At 53.9% G+C, this 19,857-nt stretch carries 18 protein-coding genes; 8 read left to right on the forward strand and 10 right to left on the reverse strand.

Features of this window, described 5'->3' with window-relative positions:
• Positions 1 to 20: 20 nt before the first annotated feature.
• The 5 genes from ACO06L_RS12380 to ACO06L_RS12400 all read right to left on the reverse strand — a co-directional run bounded on the left by ACO06L_RS12380 (position 21) and on the right by ACO06L_RS12400 (position 5,970).
• Positions 21 to 1,433, reverse strand: a complete 1,413-nt coding sequence (locus ACO06L_RS12380) for a carbohydrate porin (RefSeq protein ID WP_202346049.1) — start codon at positions 1,431 to 1,433, stop codon at positions 21 to 23.
• Between the two features lie 233 nt (positions 1,434 to 1,666).
• The gene (locus ACO06L_RS12385; protein WP_064229735.1) at positions 1,667 to 2,239 is read right to left on the reverse strand and encodes a glutathione S-transferase family protein; all 573 of its coding nucleotides are present in this window, start codon (positions 2,237 to 2,239) and stop codon (positions 1,667 to 1,669) included.
• A gap of 22 nt (positions 2,240 to 2,261) precedes the next feature.
• Positions 2,262 to 3,380 carry an alanine dehydrogenase gene (ald, locus tag ACO06L_RS12390; RefSeq protein WP_202346050.1) on the reverse strand — a complete coding sequence of 373 codons (1,119 nt, stop codon included), beginning with the start codon at positions 3,378 to 3,380 and terminating at the stop codon, positions 2,262 to 2,264.
• A gap of 80 nt (positions 3,381 to 3,460) precedes the next feature.
• Positions 3,461 to 5,110, reverse strand: a complete 1,650-nt coding sequence (locus ACO06L_RS12395) for a BMP family ABC transporter substrate-binding protein (RefSeq protein WP_227715754.1) — start codon at positions 5,108 to 5,110, stop codon at positions 3,461 to 3,463.
• 113 nt (positions 5,111 to 5,223) lie between these two features.
• Positions 5,224 to 5,970: a ParA family protein gene (locus tag ACO06L_RS12400; protein WP_202346051.1), complete on the reverse strand. Its 747-nt coding sequence runs from the start codon at positions 5,968 to 5,970 to the stop codon at positions 5,224 to 5,226.
• 215 nt (positions 5,971 to 6,185) lie between these two features.
• Here ACO06L_RS12400 and ACO06L_RS12405 point away from each other — a divergent pair, with 215 nt between their 5' ends.
• The 3 genes from ACO06L_RS12405 (at position 6,186) to ACO06L_RS12415 (ending at position 11,183) form a co-directional block, all read left to right on the forward strand.
• On the forward strand, positions 6,186 to 8,066 hold the full coding sequence (locus ACO06L_RS12405; RefSeq protein WP_202346052.1) for a pyruvate kinase: 1,881 nt from the start codon (positions 6,186 to 6,188) through the stop codon (positions 8,064 to 8,066).
• A gap of 101 nt (positions 8,067 to 8,167) precedes the next feature.
• Entirely contained in the window at positions 8,168 to 9,496 is a 1,329-nt protein-coding gene (locus ACO06L_RS12410; RefSeq protein WP_202346053.1) for an acetyl-CoA hydrolase/transferase family protein, read from the forward strand.
• A 109-nt stretch (positions 9,497 to 9,605) separates the two neighbouring features.
• On the forward strand, positions 9,606 to 11,183 hold the full coding sequence (locus ACO06L_RS12415; RefSeq protein ID WP_202346054.1) for a hypothetical protein: 1,578 nt from the start codon (positions 9,606 to 9,608) through the stop codon (positions 11,181 to 11,183).
• Positions 11,184 to 11,233: 50 nt separating this feature from the next.
• Here the strand turns inward: ACO06L_RS12415 and ACO06L_RS12420 are convergent, their stop codons facing one another.
• Complete coding sequence (locus ACO06L_RS12420; RefSeq protein ID WP_202346055.1) at positions 11,234 to 11,704, reverse strand: hypothetical protein; 471 nt, start codon at positions 11,702 to 11,704, stop codon at positions 11,234 to 11,236.
• 292 nt (positions 11,705 to 11,996) lie between these two features.
• On the opposite strand from ACO06L_RS12420, the gene ACO06L_RS12425 reads away from it, so the two are divergent.
• The 5 genes from ACO06L_RS12425 (at position 11,997) to ACO06L_RS12445 (ending at position 15,586) form a co-directional block, all read left to right on the forward strand.
• A complete protein-coding gene (locus ACO06L_RS12425; protein WP_227715753.1) occupies positions 11,997 to 12,812 on the forward strand; it encodes a CHAD domain-containing protein in 816 nt (271 codons plus the stop codon).
• A 41-nt stretch (positions 12,813 to 12,853) separates the two neighbouring features.
• Complete coding sequence (locus ACO06L_RS12430) at positions 12,854 to 13,096, forward strand: hypothetical protein (RefSeq protein WP_202346057.1); 243 nt, start codon at positions 12,854 to 12,856, stop codon at positions 13,094 to 13,096.
• A 43-nt stretch (positions 13,097 to 13,139) separates the two neighbouring features.
• Positions 13,140 to 13,409, forward strand: a complete 270-nt coding sequence (locus ACO06L_RS12435) for a hypothetical protein (protein WP_202346058.1) — start codon at positions 13,140 to 13,142, stop codon at positions 13,407 to 13,409.
• 913 nt (positions 13,410 to 14,322) lie between these two features.
• A complete protein-coding gene (locus tag ACO06L_RS12440) occupies positions 14,323 to 14,571 on the forward strand; it encodes a hypothetical protein (protein WP_227715752.1) in 249 nt (82 codons plus the stop codon).
• 211 nt (positions 14,572 to 14,782) lie between these two features.
• Complete coding sequence (locus ACO06L_RS12445; RefSeq protein WP_202346059.1) at positions 14,783 to 15,586, forward strand: dienelactone hydrolase family protein; 804 nt, start codon at positions 14,783 to 14,785, stop codon at positions 15,584 to 15,586.
• Positions 15,587 to 15,640: 54 nt separating this feature from the next.
• Here the strand turns inward: ACO06L_RS12445 and ACO06L_RS12450 are convergent, their stop codons facing one another.
• The 4 genes from ACO06L_RS12450 to ACO06L_RS12465 all read right to left on the reverse strand — a co-directional run bounded on the left by ACO06L_RS12450 (position 15,641) and on the right by ACO06L_RS12465 (position 19,802).
• Positions 15,641 to 16,336, reverse strand: coding sequence for a lysophospholipid acyltransferase family protein (locus ACO06L_RS12450; RefSeq protein WP_202346060.1), 696 nt, complete (start codon positions 16,334 to 16,336; stop codon positions 15,641 to 15,643).
• 171 nt (positions 16,337 to 16,507) lie between these two features.
• Complete coding sequence (locus ACO06L_RS12455) at positions 16,508 to 16,714, reverse strand: cold-shock protein (protein WP_008172950.1); 207 nt, start codon at positions 16,712 to 16,714, stop codon at positions 16,508 to 16,510.
• 239 nt (positions 16,715 to 16,953) lie between these two features.
• The gene (crcB, locus tag ACO06L_RS12460; protein ID WP_064229731.1) at positions 16,954 to 17,334 is read right to left on the reverse strand and encodes a fluoride efflux transporter CrcB; all 381 of its coding nucleotides are present in this window, start codon (positions 17,332 to 17,334) and stop codon (positions 16,954 to 16,956) included.
• A gap of 17 nt (positions 17,335 to 17,351) precedes the next feature.
• Positions 17,352 to 19,802 (reverse strand): acyl-CoA dehydrogenase, encoded by a 2,451-nt coding sequence (locus ACO06L_RS12465; protein WP_064229730.1) that lies wholly within the window; start codon positions 19,800 to 19,802, stop codon positions 17,352 to 17,354.
• Positions 19,803 to 19,857 lie beyond the last annotated feature (55 nt).

The following is a 19,857-nucleotide window of genomic DNA, read 5'->3' on the forward strand; positions in this document are numbered from 1 at the left end:
TCGGTTTGTTATTGTCGGTTTCAGAACCAGATTTCCATCTGCGTACCAAAGGTCCACTGGCCGCTGGTGAAGTCGGTGTCGGCCTCGCCCAGGGCGTCGCCGGCGGCATAGCCGTCCAGCTCGTCATCCCAGGTGGAGTAGCTGGCAAACACCCGGATCTCCGGCCGGTTCCAGAAGCCTCCGACCTGAGGTTTGAAAGTGGGCGCCACGGTAAACCGGGAGTAGTCACCGTCAACCGCATTCCGACCGGCATAGCCCAGCGGGGTGATATCCATGGTCTGCCAGGAGGCCTCGTACTGCATTTCAAAGTTGCTGCCGATCTCGTGGGCCAACCGGGCATTGAACGTCAGCCACTGATACTCATCCCCCTTGATGTAGCGGTCTTCGCTGGTTTCCGCCAGGATGGCCGGGGCAATGCGCCAGTTCTCGCTCAGGTAAGTGGTACCGTAAATCCCCAGACGAGTGCTGACCGCATCTTCATGCAGATCGCCGTCCGCACCGATGTTCTTGGCCTCGGCACCCAGGCCCTGGCCATGCATCACTGCCACCTTGAAGTTGCCATCGGACAGGCCGAAGAAGTCACCGCCGTGGTAGGCCAGCATAGTGTGAAAACCGGTGTCTGCCGCTTCCTGTACGCCGCCCACAACCCGGGTCTCGTTATCCTGGGCGTTGATGCCGTTGAGCATCCACTGAACGTTGCCGAAATAGTTGTTGGCGGTCAGGATCAGACTGTCGGTGCTTGAGGTTTCGGTTGCTGTCTGCGGGTCGGACGGGAAGTCAATGAAGCTTCTGCCGTAGAGTGAGAAATTGGATTTCACCGATTCGGTGAACTTCACATCGTAAACGCCCGCACCAAGGCCGGCGAGGAAGATGAAATCGCTGTCGAGCCAGTGAATGTCGAAATTGTCGCGGTCAAACCGTTTACCGGCCCAAATCGCAGAATCCCGGAAGATTCCGGAAAAACCGGCAAGATCACTGAATTCCACGTAGGCCTGACGAACGTTCAGGGCGCCGTCACCGGCCGTCCAGTCGTTACTGGAGGTGGTGGAATCGGCGATCATCAGGCGGTAGTGGGATTTTGTGCCGTTCTCAGCTTCCTGCTTGTAGTTGAGTATTGCCTCAAGGTAAGTGTCGGGCTCGTTTCCCAGTCTGCCTACCGCGCCGCCCACAGAACCGGCGGGCGTCAGGTAGGGGCCGCCCGGGGCACTTTGCAGGTCGCCATTCAGCAACAGACCAGAACGTGCGTAGGTATTGAAAGAAAATCCCTCGGCACCTGTGGCCTGGGGCTCGACTTCGGCGAGCTTTTCTTCCAGCGCGGAAAGGCGTTCTTCCACGCTATCCTGGGCCTGGGCGGCCAGGGGCATCGTGGCCAGCAGGCCCATAGAGACTGCCACGGCCAGGGGATTACGGATTGGTGTCTTACCAGAATTCATTTTGTCGGAACCTCGTATTGTTTTTGTAAGGTCTGTTTTTGATGCAATTTATCTGAAACTTAATGCATTAAGACGGTAGCTCAAAAAAATCGGACCAGGGTCCGGAATGAGCACTTAAATGATTAAGTAATGACCAAAGATAAAAGCACAGAATAGCTTCTGCAACCTTTCAGAAGGCTTAATTTCAACTTAAATTATGAGATAGGCGGCCGACGGTTGCCGGCCGCCCGGAATCAGGAATTGCGGGGATCGGTCTCGGCAACCCACGGGTAATCCCTGTGGCTGTCACGATAGGACAACAGGCTTTCCACACCCGAGAAGTCCACCAGATCCCTGAAGTCCAGCCAGTCCACCAGGCAGTACAGACAGATAGCGGGGTAATTCCAGGTTTCGAACTGACCGTCCTCCACCATCGCCGCCAGCGTGCGTAAGGTGGTCATGATCCGCTCACGCTGGAGGTTGTAGAACATCAGGTCTTCGCCGGTATCAATGCCGGACTTCTCCGAGAGCAGCATGGTAACCGCGGAGTCGTTGGCACCATCTACCATGGTCAGCTGGTTCTCCTGGTCCCAGGTCAGCGGGTCACGGCCCTGCTTGGCACTGATATAACGGGCGATGATCCGGGAATCATAGATTTCCTGGCCGCCGTCTTCGAGCACCGGAATTTTCAGGGTCGGATTATTACGCCGCAGTTCGTCCCGACCTTCACCATAGATATTGAGATTGACGAATTCATAGGGTTCCTCATCCAGCAGGATTCGAATGCGCCGAACGTAGGGTGAAGTGGTGGATCCGATCAATTTCATGGTTTCTCCGAGGATTTCACACTCAGGATCCCAACAGGGATTCAGGGTTTGTGTATGGGTGCCCGGTCGCTTCTGCCACTTCCCTGTAGGTCACCTTGCCGGCAGCCACGTTCAGCCCGGCCCTGAGGTGCGGATCTTCCTTCATCGCCCGGTCCGGACCCTTATTAGCCAGGGCCGCCACAAAAGGCAAGGTGACGTTATTCAGCGCCAGCGTGGAGGTACGCGCCACGGCACCCGGCATATTCGCCACGCAGTAATGTACCACACCATCAACAATATACGTGGGGTCGTCGTGGGTAGTTGCCCGGGAGGTTTCAGCACAGCCGCCCTGGTCGATGGCAACGTCTACGATGACGCTCCCCTCCGGCATGCGGCGGATCATGTCACGGGTAATCAGCTTGGGCGCCGAAGCTCCGGGAATGAGAACACTGCCAACGACTAGATCCGATTCGGTTACCGCCTGGTCGAGGGTCTGGGCCGTGGAAAACAGCGTGGTTATGCGGTTGCCGTAGAGATGGTCCAGGTGTCGGAGTACCTCCATATTTCGGTCCAGAACCGTCACCTGGGCGCCAAGCCCTACTGCCATGGCAACGGCGTTCTGGCCGACGACACCACCACCGACCACCGCGACCCGGGCCGGGCTGACACCGGGCACACCGCCCAGCAGGACGCCGCGCCCACCCATGGCCTTCTCCAGACAGTGGGCGCCGGCCTGGATCGACATACGCCCTGCAACTTCCGACATCGGCGCCAACAGGGGCAAATGGCCCGCACGGTCCGTAACAGTTTCATAGGCTATACAGGTAGCTCCAGACTTCACCAGATCGTCGGTCTGGGCCTTGTCCGGAGCCAGGTGGAGATAAGTGAAGAGGGTGTGTTCCGGCTTCAGCATGGCCCGCTCTTCGGCCTGGGGCTCCTTGACCTTGACGATCAACTCGGCCGTGTCGAAAACCTCCCTCGCGGTATCAATAATCCGGGCCCCTGCCTGGCGATAATCCTCATCAGAAAATCCGATGGCAGCGCCAGCCCCGGTTTCCACAAAAACCTCATGATTGTGGCCACACAGCTCGTGAACCGCAGCTGGCGTCATGCCTACACGGTATTCGCGGTTCTTGATTTCCCTGGGCACGCCGATTTTCATAGACAACCTCCAAACAGTCCGGACTTGCGAGTATCTAGGCTTAGTCTAGTCAACAAAGCTTCTTGGTGCGGCCATCGAGGCTACCGAAAATAACGATCTACCCCATCCCAAAGCTCGAAAGATTCCCGAATCTCCGACAGCCTGTTCCACAAGATCTCGCTGAATTCAGGATACTGCTGGTAAAAGGCTTTCGATAAAACCAAGTAGCTTGATTCCTTGGACACTGATGCCGCCACTTTTCGGATTTTTCCGGCAAACTCGGGCCGATTGTCTATAAGATGATCCGCATGCAACGCGTCTGCCAGAGCCGTTTTCGCATGCCTGCGTAGCAACATATTCAACTGCCGCTCTACACTACCGATAACGTGGCTTTCGAGGCCCTGGAGTTCTTTCAGATTGTCTGTTCCCGATCCCGGAGGTATCGTTATGGGCGGTTGCAGTATGGAAGCATCGGCGAGGTCTTGATTGATCAGTTGAAAAGCCGCCAGATCCCAGGTCATTAAGGCTCGGTCTTCATCAACGTCACCGTCCCGCATCGGGAAAACCCCACGCCTCTCAGTATCGTCACTGTGCGAGATCGCTATAAAACCGTCGACCGATTCCCCAAGCGAATGGACCCCTCGTCGAGTCGGCAAGACCTGGTACTCGAACTCTACGCCCAATTGCCGACTAAGCATGCCCAGAGCATCTATGGCGATTCCGGTGATCCCGGAGTCATCGGCTTGAATAAATGGAAATCGAACCTCGTCAGGAACGGCCACTATCAGAGACTGCGGCTTTGCAATATCTTGATCGACGCCGTCGGTGTCCCCCTCCAAGCCATTCGATTCCGCTAAAAGCCGGCTCCGATTCTTCTGGAGTACCACCATCATGTCTTCGGATAACAGAGGCAGATTGTTTTCATCAATACTTATGGACACACCACCCTGAGCCAGGCCCAATCTTTTGACAGGCGAACGCCATAGTTGCCAGCGTTCACTGATCAACGCCACGTAAACGGCTCTATCCAGATGCTTTACAACAGATGTAAGGACATGACCGGGATACAAACCGTTTTGATTCTGGTCCACTCCAATCGCAAGCTTGTCAGCTTCAGCGGCTGCCGCTAATGCTCCCTTGCCACTGCTACCTGCCGCAGCAAACACGATGTCATGCTCACTGCTGAACAGTTGCCTCCCGAGCTCTTTGGCCTTGCTCTCGTCGTCCCATGGGCGATCGGAATATTCAGACAAATAAAGACTGGTGATCTGACCATCCGGCAGGATACGGTTAAATCCTGCGCGGAATCCAGCCTCCAGCTCTTTTACCGAACGGACCGGAAGCCCGCCCATAAACGCGACTTTCCGGTTCGGACTACGGTAGGCAGCCAGAACTCCGGCAAGATAAGCACCGTCCCACTCCCTGAAAAGGATTGACCGTACGTTCGGCGCATCCGTCTGATAACCAATCGAAATAAAGGTAGTTTCGGGGAATGATGGCGCTATGGCCTCGACAATTGACTGAGTGCCACCCCCCGGGCACGATGATTGGCGAATGCCCCGCCATTGCCAGGGATTCCAGAGACTGGCGGTAAAGAATCGGGTCAGCAGTCGCCATCCGGGTGAAAGGAACGCCTTTCCGTTGTTCGAACTGTTCCATTCCGGCCAGAAGACTCTCGTTGTAAGAGCCGTCAAGAACAATCGCGGAATTAAACAATATGGCAGGTGCGAACGAATCAGAAGGCAAGACATCCGCTGAAAGACCGGGGGTCGCAAGCCACAAAAAAAGGATCCATTGTCTCATCAGTCTTACTCCAATACTGCTCTGCAAGGCCTGAACTATGCAGCGACGCCCCGTCGACAATTCATATGCTTAGCTCGGACTGGATTTCCTTCCAGAGCTTTCTGTAGCTTTGGGCCGGATTGGATCTGGGACTTAAGATTTCGAGGGGTAACCCCTCCTCGCCCATGCGCTCGACGGCGCTTGAATAGGGAATCATCGCTTCCATGTGCCGATCAAATAAATCTGGAGCTTGCTCGCAGAGCTCTCGGTGGAGTTTCTTACGGCGGTCAACAAGAGTAAAAAAAGGTCTCAGTTTTTTCTGGCCAAGCTTTTTATCACGAACAAAATCCCGAAACTGACGCCAGCTATTCATAGAAAGCCAGGTCGGTACCAGCGGTACATAGACAACATCGGCTACCCTCAAAACCTGCTCGGTAAGACGAGACTGACCCGGTGGACAATCAAGGACAACGAGGCTCGTTTCCTCAGCAAGAGGCGCGAGCATGGATTTCAATGGCAATGAACGCTCGTCTTCTTCAATACGGATATCCAGGTTCCGGAAACTCTTGTGGGCTGGGATGAAGTCTAGACCGGGGTATACGTTCTCTTCGATGAACTCCGCAATGGGTACTTTGCCCTCCAGAAGCTTTGAAATCTTTTTTCCTTTCCCAGGCTCACCACCAGAGAGGTAGAAACTTGCAGCACCCTGGGAATCCAGGTCCCAAAGCAACGTCGAGCATCCACTTTCGCTGGCCAGATAGGCAATATTGACGGCGGAGGCGGTTTTTCCGACACCGCCTTTCGGACTATAAAAGGCGATTGTTCTCATACAGCAGGAGCCCTTGGGCAAACCGATAAATACAATTTTTAAATCTTTGCAATTCTACCCCGTCGCCTATTCATTCTCTAAGACTCCCGGGTCGCGCAATAAAAGCTTCATAAAACTGCAACACCACTTATCGACATTGTCTTAATGAACATTCACTGGTCCGTCTGGCTTTTACGGATCATGCCGGTGCCGACGCACCAGCCAGGAGGTTTGGCATGGAAGAGACATCAACCTTGACGCCTTTCGAGATCGAAGAGGTTGGTAGCCTTCTCGATGCCCTTAAACACCTCCGTGATACTGTCACCAAGGACGCTGCCGGTCATCGGAACCAGTTGGAGCACCTGGATCCTGCCTATGTGGCCAGCGCCAAAAACCTGCTCCACTACCTTTCACTCAGACAGCACGACATTCGGCCCCTGCAACAGAGGCTCTCGTTATTGGGTCTGTCGTCTCTCGGCCGCGCTGAGTCATGTGTGCTGCCTACTCTTAATGCAGTAATTCGAGTATTGGGGGCAATTCTGGGACAGCAGACTTGTATTGCGAATGAAGAGAGCGAAATGCCTTCTTCAATCCAGGATGGTTTCCGCCTCCTCAGCGATCACGCCGATCAACTAATGGGGACCTATCAGAGCGGGCGCACTGTTCGCATCATGGTCACAATGCCTACCGAAGCCGGCCACGACCCATCCATAATTCATCAACTGATGGAGAAGGGGATGGATTGCATGCGGATTAACTGTGCGCATGACAGTCCGGAGATCTGGCAAGCCATGATCGGCAACCTTCGAAGCGCAGAGCAGAGTCTGGGCCGAAACTGCCGTATTTTCATGGATCTTGGCGGGCCCAAGATTAGAACCGGAGACATTGAGCCGGGGGCAAAAGTCGTTCATGTTCGTCCCAAAAGGGATGACTACGGAATTACAGTAATCCCTGCCCGGGTTTGGCTTACCTCCTCCGAAAACCCGTCGGTTGCCCCAGAGGACTGTGCAGCCCAATTCCAGGTCTCAGAGAGCTTTTTAAAATGCCTCAATCCTTGTGACGAAATAACACTGACTGACGCAAGGAAAAAATCCCGAAAATGGACCGTGGTGGCTATTACTGAGTCTGGCTGCTGCGTGGAGAGCATTAAGGCTTGCTACATAAGACCCGGCGTAACTATACAACTCAAGAACGGAAGGCAACTCCCTCGGGTGCATACAGAAATCCAGGACTTCCCGCCCCAAGAAGGCGTCTTGCACCTGAAGAGGGACGACGTGGTTCTGGTAACCTCAGACCTGGTTCAGGGACGCAATGAGGAAAGGGACACTGCGGGCAACCTTATTAGTCCGGCAACCATAAGCTGCACAATGCCTGTCGTGGTTTCACAGGTTCGAGAAGGAGAAACCATCTGGTTTGATGATGGAAAGATCGGTGGAGTTATTGAAATGGTTGAGTCCGAGCAATTCTGGGTGCGGATTCAACATGCCCGCCCGGAAGGAAGCAAACTTCGCAGCGCGAAGGGCATCAACCTGCCTGACAGCCAACTGAACATCAGCGCACTGACCGAAGAAGACCTCAGGAACCTTGCGTTCATCGCAGAGCATGCCAACGTTGTGGAGATGTCATTCGCCAACTCAGCTGCAGATGTCGAGTTGTTGCAAGAACAACTCAAGAAGCTTGGCGCAGAAACGTTACCAATTGTGCTCAAAGTCGAAACCCGGAAAGGGTTCGAAACCCTGCCGAGGATGTTGCTGGCCGCCATGCGTTGGCCATGCTGTGGCGTGATGATCGCCCGCGGGGATTTAGCCGTGGAGTGCGGCTACGAGCGTCTGGCCGAGGTTCAGGAGGAGATACTGTCGGTCTGTGAAGCGGCGCACGTGCCTGTCATCTGGGCAACCCAGGTGCTTGAGAATCTCGCCCGAAAGGGCGTGCCATCACGAGCCGAGATATCAGATGCTGTTATGGCGCACAGAGCGGAATGCGTGATGCTTAACAAAGGCCCTCACATCACCGAGGCGGTGCAGGCTCTGGACAATATTTTAAAGCGCATGCAAAGCCACCAAAAAAAGCGGCGGCCCATGCTCAGGGAATTGAGATTGGCCCATCTGGCCACGTGAGCGCGAACACACCTCATGCGTTGGTCACTTTTTGTTCATTGAATCGTCACAACAGGCGACCATTCTTGGAGTTATTTCAGAGAACATGAGGCTGGTTGCATATGGCTCGTCTGGATCCGGGATTAGAGGCTCTTTACCTGGAGCGGAAGCGACTGCCCCATGAAGCGGTCGCGACACTCGTCAATTGTAAAAATCTGATCCTGGGTATGAGCGCTGCCCAACCGCCCGCCCTGATGGCAACGACTGCGGATGCGCTGAAGGATCGACTGATCGGCCCTCTGGCTTTCTATTACCTTCATGGTACCGAAGCTCTGCGCAAAACCCTTTTGGCGCCAGACTTGCAGGAGTTTGTCACTCCCCGCCCCTTGTTTCTCAGCCACTCGGACAGGGACGCGATTGCGCAATCCGGATCCAGGAACTGGATCGAATTTGTACCGGCCATGTTGCACCAGGCCGGTCGCCTGTTAACCGAACACATCGATCCCGAGTGCTTTCTCGTGACGGTTTCGCCGATGGATCGCCATGGCTATTTCAGCCTGGGCACCAACGCCGATTACGGCGCGTCTGTTATCCGAAAAGCCAGAAAAGTCATTGTCGAGGTCAATCGTTACATGCCTCGCACCTTTGGTGAGTGCTCTGTTCACATCTCGGAAGTCGACTTGATCGTGGAACACGATGAGCCACTGATCGAGGCCACACCCAGCTCTCCAACCGACGTCGACCTCAGAATTGCCGACCAGATCGTTCATCAGATCCATGACGGCGACACACTTCAGATCGGCGTGGGAGGGGTACCGAATGCTGTACTGGCAGGCCTCACCAACCATAAAGACCTGGGTTTGCACAGCGAATTGTTTTCTCCTGCAATGATGCCGCTGATTCAGTCTGGCGCCATCAACGGCAAGCGGAAAACCTGGATGCAGCACAAGCACGTGTTCACCTTCGCCCTTGGGGACAGAAAGCTCTACGACTTCCTGGACGACAACCCCTCCATCGTTGGCTATCCGGCATCCTGGGTAAATAACCCCGACATTATCCGGTTAAACGAGAACATGGTTTCCGTCAACTCAGCGCTGGAAATCGATCTGACCGGTCAGATCAATTCAGAGCAATTGGGTGACCGACTATTCTCGGGAAGCGGCGGGCAACTGGACTTCGTTCGTGGTGCCTACGCGGCCAGAAACGGTCGTTCCTTCGTGGCCCTCCGTTCAACGGCGCAGGACGGAAACGTTAGCCGTGTCGTGCCAAGGCTTCGGGGCGGCACCGTGACCGACCCCAGGAACGACGTTCACATGGTCGTGACGGAACATGGCTGCGTCAATCTTAAAGGCCTTTCGATCCCTCAGAGGGCTAGAGCACTTATTAATATCGCAGATCCCGAATTCCGGGAAAGCCTCGAACGTGAAGCGAAAGCGATCGGTCTGCTATAGAACATCAGAGTTGGCAGCATTCAGGCAAATAGTTCAGCTACAGGTTTAATCTGATCTTAATGGTTGCAAGCTAGAGTCTGGGGTCCACTTCAACGAAGAGTAGTTCCCCATGTCTGGCGATTCTTCCCTGTTAGTCGAAAAATTATGGCGATTAAAACGTCGCATTGATAAGGGCGCCTGCCCCGGCGTCGAATTCATTCACCTTAATACGCTCCTCAGAGAACCCGCTTATCGTGCGGATGTACTCAGAAGGGTCGAGTTATCTGGTACCCCAGAACTTCAGGCGCTCGCCAAGGAGATACAACTTAATGACGACGGGCAACCGCTTATGGCGAAAGAAACTACTGCCCGCTTTGAAGCACCCGAAGAACCCCGCACTGGAAAAAAAGGCTGGTTACGGCGCAATGCGCTGATCATTTTCCCGATTCTGGCCATTGGTTCGACGGCAGTCGGGTTCACTGCATTTGAAGACCGTTCTGTACGCGTTGATTCTGACATTCTGGTTGATACCACATGGGAATCTGGTAAACGGTACATCCTTGAGAAAACCATCTATGTTGAGAACTCCAATCTCAACATAGAACCGGGTGTTACCGTCGAAGGCGAACATGGATCAGCGCTTGTCGTGACCGCAAATTCGAAGCTCTTTTCCCGAGGCTCAGCAGACAAACCAATAGTCTTTACCAGTGCCCAGACTGAGGGCAACCGATCCCGTGGCGATTGGGGTGGTGTTGTTCTGCTTGGCAACGCACCGGTGAATCAGCCCGAAGCCTCCATCGAGGGTCTTCCCGAAGGTGAGACACGGGGTGCATTCGGCGGTACTGACGCCGAAGATTCCTGTGGGGTTGTGGAATTTACCCGAATCGAATTCGCTGGCTTCGAGGTCTATAAAGACAACGAACTGAATGGCCTTACCCTAGGCGGGTGCGGTAGCAACACGATTGTCAGGAATGTGCAGGTTCACCGATCCCTGGACGATGGTATTGAAATGTTTGGTGGCAATGTCGATCTCAAAAACATCGTCATCTCTGGTGCCGGAGACGATAGCATCGACTGGGATTGGGGCTGGACTGGAAACGTCCAATTCGCAGTAATCCAACAGCACCCGGATGCCGGAGACAACGCGTTCGAGGGTGATAACAACGGTAACGACCACGAAGCCCTGCCCCGCTCAGAACCCACATTCTACAACGTCACACTTGTTGGCGGCGGCAACAGCCAGAAAAAGCACCGAGGCATGGTGCTGCGGGAGGGCTCAGGTGGCCATTTTCACAATATGTTGATCGACAGCTACGCCATTGAGGCTATCGACACCCGTGACAACGTACTTTCCCTTGTGAATCGAGCCAGACTGACTTTCGGTAACAACCTCTTGGCCAACCTCGGGCATTTAGGAAGAGTCACCCAGGAATCAGGCAAGGATGACGACGACTTCGGCTTCAGCGAGCAAGCCTGGATGGAAGAACCAAAAAACAACAATATATTCCGTGTTGAAACTGCTTTGTTCCCTAACGCCAAAGACCTCACCAATCCGGTTTTCATGCCCAAGGTGCAACTGAGGCAAATGAACGCGACACGCCCACCACAAAGCGAGTTCTTTGATGAGTCGGCCAACTTTGTAGGTGCTGTGAGCCCGGTATCTGCCCAAAGCTGGCTCGACGGTTGGACTGACTTCCCCGCTAATTAACCATCAGACCAGCTTCTCGGGCCACGGAAGGCCCTTCTGACATCTTTAAGTCAATTCCAGTCCTGGCTTAATTTGAGAATCTGATTCTTGTAGGGAGCGATCGTCTCAAGCAAAACATTGGAGCGGGAAAACCAGCTGCGAGCCCAGGCGATTTCGTTCTCCGCTTCATCATAAAGGGTCGACTCAATGGTCCATTGATGGAGGTCGGAATTAATGACTCTAGCTACAGCTACAACGCGGCTTTCCCAAAGGACCTGGAGAGGCTGCAATTCAAACTTGTCACATTTGGCCAGCAGCGAGGTTTCCTGGGTATTGCCGGCTAAATGAGAGGCATCGTGCAATAGTTGAAAGATGACAGATTCCTTGACCACTCCCCATGGAGTATTGGCGAAAGGAGTGAGTCTTACAGACATCGAACAATAACCATTTTCCAGCTCAACGTTGGGACGGATCCAGGCATCGGACGTTGATGACAGGTACAAGGACGATAATGCCTTGAAATGGAGGTTTCTTTCACTCATCGACTTACCTCTCCAAACCATACTGCCCGATGAACATGACATCTTAGCGATTGAATCATGCCTCTTTATCAACACCAGAAAAAAAGTCGGGGCATCTGGCGTCTTGGGCGAAAGGTGGGCCATGATTGAGAGCAAGAGTAGCTTTCTGCCACTACTTTCAGCTCCCAGAATCCTCTCATAGTATTGCAATGTTGAGACAATCGATCTTTAACACTGTTCGGTGAAGCGAGGTAACGTCATGCGCTACAGACTGAGTCCCAACGGCAATTTTGCGAGGCACCTGAGACGGCTAATGCGGTCAATCAATGACGACATCGCGCTCTCACTTCTCCGAGCGTGCCGGGATCCCGAGACTGGGGTTCATGAGGCTCGGAAAGGATGCAAGGAGATTCGGGCCATGCTGCGCCTCGTCAAGCCGCATATGGATAAGGAGGACTTTAGCGACAATCAGTCGTTCTACAAAGAGGTCTCAGCCAAATTATCGGGCAACAGGGATGCGCTTGTTCGGACAATAACCTGGAACGGCCTCACAGCTGAGACGCCATCGTTGCAGGGGGCGCCTGCCGACACGGTTTCAGGCTTTCTATCGTCACAAACCCAGCTTGATCCGCTCGCTGAAAAAGGAAGTGATTTTTTCCTGAACCTTGCACTGGAAGTCGACTCACACAACAAGGAGCCAAAAAATTGGAGCCTCCCCAAATCCCTTTCTGATCTCGTTCCAAACCTCAAAAAAATCTACCAGAAAGCCCGTAAAGCAGAAAAGAAAGCCCGTGAATCTGAAGAGATCGAGGACTTTCATGAGTTTCGGAAACGGTCCAAAGATCTCTTTTACTGCTTGAGAATCCTTCGACCGATGTTCGGAAAGGGCCTCAAATCGAAAGTGTCGCAGCTTCAGAATCTCACCGAGACCCAGGGTGATGCGAACGACTATGCGGTTTTGAGGGATTATCTCATCGACCACCGGGAGGCTCTGGAGCTCGATGAAAAGGATTTTGAACTCGTAAAGAACGCCATTCAGGCGAAGCTGCACAACTTGCAGGACCGTGCACACAGCGAGGCGAAGCACCTGCTCTCTGAGTCTCCTGGAGCGTTCATAAAACTGTTATGAATTTGGGATAAGGATGACTAGAGAGCACTGAGGATCTAGTCATGTCCGCACAACCACAAGTCAAGGAACTCATTGGATACTCGTTTTTGATCGGCTTTGCCAATGACCATGTTTTTGATGCAAGAGAGTTGATCACTTTGGAAGCACTAGCCGGTTCAAATGGGCGGGTAGATGAGGCTGAGATACTTGCACTGCGGGCGCTACTGGATCGCTTGGAGGAGCAGGAGTTGGCTATGAGTGTTCGCTTGGAGATTGATCAGTTCCGGGAAACCAACAACATTTAGCCTGACCTCCCCTTAATGACCTAAACCAATGGAGTCCCCACCCATGAACCCTGATCTTCTTGCCCTTGCCCTGATGAACGACCCCAATTACACCCTCCTGAGCATCGACGACGAATGGGCGGATAGGTCTGAAGAAGACGAAACGCGCGCCTCTTTCGAAATGGTTGCAGATGGTGGCGAGTTGATTGGGTATATTAAAACCTGGCACGACGACGATGATTACGCCGGGTTTGTCCACTTTGATGCCGAGGGCAACATCGTAGACTGGAAGACTTTTGCAAAAGAAATGCACCAAAACGGTACAAAGTCATGAGAATGTCATAAAAATCAGGCAATCTTTACTTGCTGTTGATCGCCATCATCGTGTGATTTACCAGTGGATCTTCATTACCGGGAACCTAGTGTCCCGGTTTTTTGTTTCCTGGTATCCGTATCAAGAAATGCGGCCATGAGGGCCAAGGCATGGATTCTTTGAACAGCCTAAAGTCCAGATTTCTCTTCTCCACAGCGGGTCTACGATTCCGTCCGAGTGTTGAGATTGAGCGTGGCCACTGCTCCTTATCCATGCACCTCTCTCCATTCTCACTTTCTCCATCCGGCCATATTCTTGATTCAACGATATTCCAGCTCCTGTTCAATGCAGCCTCTCTCAGCGCCAACACGTTAGTGCCTGACGGCGAAGTAAGCTGTATCGAGTTCCAGTTACCTCCAGCTCCTCCGTCCTGTTTTTCAACCGCTGTAGCCGTCGCAGATGTTGTTCAGGCTGATCCTCGTCAGATATGTGTTACAGCACGCCTCTTCGGAGATCTGGACTTTGAGATCGCGTACGCTGTTGGCAAATTTCAAATCCTTGAGACGCCTCACTCGCAGGATATGTTGAATTCAGACCAAGTCAGTCCGGAGGGCTTTACCTCAGCGTTCGACATCGTTCGCCCGTTGAATTCATGAAATTATATTGCGCCCGCAATATTTACGTAACCGAATTGTCACTCTTGGCCTTCACACTGCCCGCTCTCTCGAAGATCAGAAGTCGATCTTGTTGTCCGGCTCCCGGACGGGGGCCGGTTTTTCCTTTTCCCGTTAATGCTTTTCACGGTCCCGAAACAAAGGATTGTTTAAATATCGCCGTCTAAAGGAAAATCCAGTTGGCACCCTATTTGGGTGATGTGCTCAGGATGAGCCCTCTTAAGCAGATCTATCTGCGCGTCGTTTTAACGAGGGCATATATGTCAATTATGGAAAACGCGATCGAAGGCGTGGAAGCTCGTGTCCTTTGGTCCTGCAAGCAAAGATGTGTCGAGCTCCTGGAGCTGGGCATCAGGGAAGTAAGTGGCTTCTTCAGGCCCTTCCGTTATGAAGTCCACATCGAGGGCGAAAGCTCATTGTTCCGCAGCACAAGTGAATACGCCGCCAGGCATTATCTGACAATGCTATTGGGGGATGGGATAGTCGAGCTTGAGCACTCCTTTACCTGAGCTAGACTTAATGCACGACCATCCCCTCTTATTGGTCGTCGAGAAGAATGCCCTGCCCTTCATTTGGCCGATACGCAGTGTCGGCCTTTTGTTTTCCCAAAAAGCGCCCATTTCACCATCTGCTACCATTTTCAGGATGACTCGTAATATCAGGTTGGCAATTGGATGTTCGGAAATAAAACAATCGGATTCAAAAGGAGCAGGACAGATTATGACAACCCTGAAAGCAACAGCGGCAGCCGCAACCCTCTCACTTACTCTGGCAAGCACGCAGGTACTGGCAGAAATGCAAACCAAGACTATCGAATACAAGGTCGGCGAAACCACCTTCACCGGTTACATGGCCTGGGATGATGAGTTCGAAGAGAAGCGTCCGGGCGTTCTGGTGGTCCATGAGTGGTGGGGCCACAATGAATTCGCACGAGATCAGGCGGAGCGGCTTGCGGCATCCGGCTACACGGCGTTTGCTCTGGATATGTATGGCTCCGGCAAACAGGCAGATCATCCCGATACCGCCCAGAAGTTCATGCAGGAAGCGACCAAGGACATGGACCAGGTCAAAGCGCGCTTCATGAAGGCGATGGAAATCCTGCAGAATCATGAAAGTGTTGATGCTTCGCGCATTGCTGCACAAGGCTACTGCTTTGGCGGCGCAGTCGTCTTGAATATGGCACGCATGGGCGTGGATCTGGACGGCGTCGTCAGTTACCACGGCGCGCTTGGCAGCCCAATCACCGCAGAAGCCGGAACCGTGAAAGCCAGGGTTCAGGTGTACACCGGTGGTGCCGACAAGATGGTTCCCTCGGAGCAGGTCGCCGGCCTGGTGAAAGAGATGCAGGACGCCGAAGTAGACCTCACGCTGGTGAGCTTCCCCGGGGTATTGCACTCCTTCACCAACCCGGGAGCCGACAAGGTCGCCGAGGAATTCGGCATGCCGATTGGCTATGACGAAGAAGCCGCCAACCGCTCCTGGGAAGGCACCATGCGTTTCTACGAGGCCATTTTTGCCCAGTAAAACGGGCAACGCCCCTGAGTCACGGACCCGGCTTGACCGCCGGGTTTTTCTTTTTCAGAGGGAAGACGCGATGCTGTTGCGAACGTCGGTCATCAAATCGTCCAGCGGCAAAGCCCCGGAAGCCATCGGGGGATGGATTACAATCTCAATCTCACCGCTGCTGAACGCCGCACTGCCCTTGGGCAAACGTTGGTGGGAGCCGCAGATGGTTATGGGAAGAATCGGTAGCTGACCATCCTGGGCAATGACAAAGCCACCCTTCTTGAAAGGCAGCAACTTGCCATCCCACGAACGGGTACCCTCCGGAAAAATCAGTATGCTGGTGCCGTCCGGAAGCTGGTCAACACCGCGCTTGATACTTTCCAGGGCGTCGCTGCCTTTGGAGCGGTCGATAAACAGGTTCCGGGACGTCTCCAGAGCCAATCCGAACAGGGGCACCTTGCGCAGCTCCTTCTTGATCACCCACCGGTACTGCAGACCGAGGGCTAGCACCAGTGCGGGCGGATCAAGATAGGAAGCATGATTGCTCAGAATCACGTAGCGCTGGCCCGGTTCGATGTTTTCCTTGCCACGCACTTTCAGGCGGATACCGCAAACCTTCAGGATGATCCAGGCATAGATCTGGGTGCCATGAAACGCGGCGTCCCCACGCTTTCCAAGCAGGGCAGCAATCACGATCGGGAAAAACAGGATCAGGGTGAGCAGTATGGCCCAGAACAGGATCCAGGCAGCTTTTAGCAGTCGGAGCATGTAATGATTCCTGGAGATCTCGACTTCCGGTTAAACGAGCAGCAGGCCGGTAAAGATTACACAAAGAGGGGATAATGACAAAAGCGGGGCATCATGTAATGCCTATTTTCAGACATTAAAAAAGGCAGCCGAAGCTGCCTTTTTGGCGGTTATTGCCGAATCCATCAGGGATTACAGGGCAACAACGTTCTCCGCCTGAGGACCTTTCTGGCCCTGGGTAACGGTGAACTCAACCTGCTGGCCTTCTGCCAGAGTTTTGAAACCGCTGCCCTGAATAGCGCTGTAGTGAACAAAAACGTCCGGGCCGCCTTCACGAGTGATAAAGCCAAAGCCTTTTGCTTCGTTGAAGAACTTAACAGTACCGGTAGTAGTAGACATACTTAAACTTCCTGAAATCAATCATATTATCTGCCGCCTCTCACCTTCATAGTGTCAAGTCGGCGTTTTGCGGAAATACAGAACTCGCGGAATCAAAAACAGGACGGTCACTACTAACTGCGGAGGTACGTCTTATTCATGAAATGCTTTACTGAATCTTTCCTACGCCTTTCACTCTACTCCTGAATCCGAAGCTTGCCAAGGGTATTTTCAAGAAAATATGTAGGTAGTGGTACCCATCAACCCTTCACCAGGCCGAAGGTGTAAATTCCCAACGCAGTCATGAGGATGGAGCCAACCACGTGAGCCAGAATACCGGTAATGGCCATGGCCCATTTGCCTTCCTGGATTGCGGCAAACATCTCGAGCGAGAACGTGGAAAAGGTGGTTAAGGCACCGCACAAACCGGTGATGGCGAAAAGCCGCCATTCTGGCGCTAATGTGGTGCCGTGACTGAAATAGCCGATCAGCAGACCAATCAGCCAGCCACCGCTGAGATTGGCAACCAGGGTTCCGTAGGGAACAGCATGGTAGGTCGTGTTCAGCCACAATCCCAGCGCCCAACGCAGGTTGGCGCCGATCACGGCGCCAACACTGACTGCAAGAAAAGACAACCACATGTCAGGGCAGTTCCTTGTCAGGCGGGGTTGTGATCAATCACAGACTCCTTGTTCTGCGCAAAGGCATCAAACGGGAAGTCATCTACCGTCAGCATTTCCAGAACCACGGTTTCATACTGGCGCATGAAATCGGCCTCTTCCTTGGTGTAAACACCGGCCTCAAGCGCAGCCTCAAAACGTTCTTCCGGATGCAACGCCGTCATCGGCAGTTCGCCCTTGGCATAGGCCTTGGTTACCTTCCGGTAAAGCTGCTCGGCCTTGTCGTAATCTTTCAGCAGACCGTTGTAGCGCGCTACCGGGTTCTCAACGGTACCCTCACCGTTGGTGGTCCACACACTCGCGATCAGCTTGTTGCGGATTGGCGTGTCGGTGGAAATTGCACGGGCCAGCTTGCGGGCCAGATCATCATGGGGGCTGTCCCACCGGCGACCCAGCGGCATGGTAACACCGCGCAGAACCAACGCCACTGCCCGGTTCGGCAGGTTTTGCAGAAACTCATCCAGTGCACTCTCAGTGCGATGCAGCAGCAGGCTCAGGCTGTATTCCATCACTTCCTTTTCACCCTCCACCGGCTGGGTTTCGTGCCAGTTCTTGAGCACCATGGAAGCGAGGTACAGGTTGGACAGCATATCCCCCAACCGCGCAGAGATAAGCTCCCGCATTTTCAGTTCGCTGCCGAGCGTGGTCATCGCCGCATCGGAGCACAGGCCAAAGGCCGCGCTGAAGCGGGCAACGGCTTGCGCGTACTTGCGACTGGCACTATCAAACGGAACGTCTGCCCGACCAAGACCCAGAGCCTGGGTGAAGGCGCGAGCGGCATTGCCGAAAATCAGCCCGGCGTGGCCGAAGAAAGCATCGTCAAACGCGTTGATGTCATCGTTGTCCTTGGCCGCCAGCTCCTTGAGCACATAGGGATGGCAGCGAATGGCGCCCTGACCGAAGATCATCAGGCTACGGGTCATGATGTTGGCACCCTCAACGGTGATAGAGACGGCAGCACCGCTGTAGCCAATGCCCAGGTAGTTGCGCGGGCCAAGTGTCACTGTCTTGCCACCGTGAACGTCCATGGCATCGGTAAGCACACCACGCTGGAACTCGGTAAGGTGGTACTTCAGGATTGCCGAAGGCACCGCCGGCTTCTCGCCTTTATCAATCATGTTGGCCGTATGGTTTACAGCAGCCTGGGAGATATAGGTCTTGGCGGCAATCCGGGCCAGTGGCTCCTGCACGCCTTCCATATCCGCAACCGGCGTATTGAACTGGCGGCGGATGCGTGTAAAGCCACCGGCGGTGCCAACCGAGTAGGCAGCAGCACCGGCAGCGCCTGAAGGCAGCGTGATGCAGCGCCCCACAGACAGACACTCAACCAGCATGCGCCAGCCCTGGCCGGCCATATCCACACCTCCAATAATGTAATCCAGAGGAATAAAGACGTCTTTACCCTTGATCGGTCCGTTCAGAAACGGACTGCCAATCGGGCAGTGGCGACGGCCGATTTCCATGCCTTTGGTGTCCCGCGGGATGAGGGCACAGGTGATACCGTAGTCTTCAGTGTCACCCAGCAGCCCGTCCGGATCGAACATCCGGAAGGCCAGGCCTACAACGGTGGCGATGGGAGCCAGGGTTATCCAGCGCTTCTCGAAGTTGAGCCGGATACCGACCACTTCCTTGCCGTCCACCTTCTGTTTGCACACGATACCGGTGTCCGGCAGTGAGGTTGCATCAGAACCGGCGCGAGGACCGGTCAGGCCGAAGCACGGGATCTCACGGCCATCCGCCAACCGGGGCAGATAATGGTTTTTCTGGTCTTCGGTGCCATATTTGACCAGCAGCTCACCCGGCCCGAGCGAGTTGGGCACACCGACAGAGACCATCAGTGATTCATTGGCAGCCAGTTTCTGCAACACCGCTGTCTGGGCCTTGGCGGAAAACTCCAGGCCACCGTATTCCTTCGGGATAATCATGCCGAAGAACTTCTCTTTCTTCAGGAAGTCCCACAGCTCTTTTGGAAGGTCTGCCCGTTCAACGGCAACGTCCCAGGCGTTGCACATGGAGATTGCCTGGGTGCATTGATTGTCCACGAAAGCCTGCTCTTCCTCGCTCAGGCCGGTATTGCGATTAATGAGCAGGTTATGCCAGTCCGGACGACCGGTGAACAGTTCGCCATCCCAGCCGACAGTTCCGGCTTCCAGGGCAACTTTCTCTGTATCCGAAACCTTAGGGGCGACTTTCTTGAACATCGCAAAAATGCGGGGAGTCAGCCAACTCTGACGGAAGCCCGGAAGGCCCGCGGCTGCTGTGATTGCGGCACCAATAAAGAGCAACAGAGCCAGCCAGCCGGAGGCAAAGATGAGGGACAGCAGACCGGTTACCGCCATCACACCGATAGCGGAAGTTGCACCTGACTCGCGCCGCATCACAATCAGCAAACCGGTCAGTGCCACTACAAACAGAATGAAAGTCATCATAGGTTCTCTCTGTCATCCATGGTTCGGAAAATTCGAAGACTACAATTCGTTACGT

This window comes from Marinobacter sp. (assembly GCF_965229985.1).
GTDB lineage: Bacteria > Pseudomonadota > Gammaproteobacteria > Pseudomonadales > Oleiphilaceae > Marinobacter.

What these genes read in the sequence shown, in the direction of transcription:
- ACO06L_RS12380 (WP_202346049.1), bottom strand. Translation starts at nt 1,433, where the DNA reads ATGAATTCTGGTAAGACACCAATCCGTAATCCCCTGGCCGTGGCAGTC.
- ACO06L_RS12385 (WP_064229735.1), bottom strand. Translation starts at nt 2,239, where the DNA reads ATGAAATTGATCGGATCCACCACTTCACCCTACGTTCGGCGCATTCGA.
- ald (WP_202346050.1), bottom strand. Translation starts at nt 3,380, where the DNA reads ATGAAAATCGGCGTGCCCAGGGAAATCAAGAACCGCGAATACCGTGTA.
- ACO06L_RS12395 (WP_227715754.1), bottom strand. Translation starts at nt 5,110, where the DNA reads ATGTCTTGCCTTCTGATTCGTTCGCACCTGCCATATTGTTTAATTCCG.
- ACO06L_RS12400 (WP_202346051.1), bottom strand. Translation starts at nt 5,970, where the DNA reads ATGAGAACAATCGCCTTTTATAGTCCGAAAGGCGGTGTCGGAAAAACC.
- ACO06L_RS12405 (WP_202346052.1), top strand. Translation starts at nt 6,186, where the DNA reads ATGGAAGAGACATCAACCTTGACGCCTTTCGAGATCGAAGAGGTTGGT.
- ACO06L_RS12410 (WP_202346053.1), top strand. Translation starts at nt 8,168, where the DNA reads ATGGCTCGTCTGGATCCGGGATTAGAGGCTCTTTACCTGGAGCGGAAG.
- ACO06L_RS12415 (WP_202346054.1), top strand. Translation starts at nt 9,606, where the DNA reads ATGTCTGGCGATTCTTCCCTGTTAGTCGAAAAATTATGGCGATTAAAA.
- ACO06L_RS12420 (WP_202346055.1), bottom strand. Translation starts at nt 11,704, where the DNA reads ATGAGTGAAAGAAACCTCCATTTCAAGGCATTATCGTCCTTGTACCTG.
- ACO06L_RS12425 (WP_227715753.1), top strand. Translation starts at nt 11,997, where the DNA reads ATGCGGTCAATCAATGACGACATCGCGCTCTCACTTCTCCGAGCGTGC.
- ACO06L_RS12430 (WP_202346057.1), top strand. Translation starts at nt 12,854, where the DNA reads ATGTCCGCACAACCACAAGTCAAGGAACTCATTGGATACTCGTTTTTG.
- ACO06L_RS12435 (WP_202346058.1), top strand. Translation starts at nt 13,140, where the DNA reads ATGAACCCTGATCTTCTTGCCCTTGCCCTGATGAACGACCCCAATTAC.
- ACO06L_RS12440 (WP_227715752.1), top strand. Translation starts at nt 14,323, where the DNA reads ATGTCAATTATGGAAAACGCGATCGAAGGCGTGGAAGCTCGTGTCCTT.
- ACO06L_RS12445 (WP_202346059.1), top strand. Translation starts at nt 14,783, where the DNA reads ATGACAACCCTGAAAGCAACAGCGGCAGCCGCAACCCTCTCACTTACT.
- ACO06L_RS12450 (WP_202346060.1), bottom strand. Translation starts at nt 16,336, where the DNA reads ATGCTCCGACTGCTAAAAGCTGCCTGGATCCTGTTCTGGGCCATACTG.
- ACO06L_RS12455 (WP_008172950.1), bottom strand. Translation starts at nt 16,714, where the DNA reads ATGTCTACTACTACCGGTACTGTTAAGTTCTTCAACGAAGCAAAAGGC.
- crcB (WP_064229731.1), bottom strand. Translation starts at nt 17,334, where the DNA reads ATGTGGTTGTCTTTTCTTGCAGTCAGTGTTGGCGCCGTGATCGGCGCC.
- ACO06L_RS12465 (WP_064229730.1), bottom strand. Translation starts at nt 19,802, where the DNA reads ATGATGACTTTCATTCTGTTTGTAGTGGCACTGACCGGTTTGCTGATT.